The organism is Treponema sp. OMZ 805, from assembly GCF_050937395.1.
Taxonomy (GTDB): Bacteria; Spirochaetota; Spirochaetia; order Treponematales; family Treponemataceae; genus Treponema.
In genome coordinates, this window is sequence record NZ_JACCLP010000081.1 from 1 (window position 1) to 217 (window position 217).

Sequence of the window (217 nt, forward strand, 5' to 3'; positions counted from 1 at the left end):
GCCTACACAACGGGAGGGGGAGCAAGCCGCTACCATCCGCAGATGCTGTTAAAAGTCTTGATCTACTGCTATCTGACCGGTACCTATTCGTCGCGGCAGATTGCGAAACAATGCCGAGAAAATGTAAACGTAATGTGGCTGGCAGCAAACCAAAAACCTGACTTTAGAACAATCAATGCATTTCGAGGAGAAAGGCTGAAAAGAGTGATTGAAGAAA

1 protein-coding gene is annotated in these 217 nt (G+C 46.5%); it reads left to right on the forward strand.

Features of this window, described 5'->3' with window-relative positions; translation table 11 throughout:
• Nucleotides 1-217, forward strand: a 217-nt coding sequence (locus tag HGH47_RS12380) for a transposase (protein WP_432912814.1), incomplete at both ends; no start/stop codon positions are given.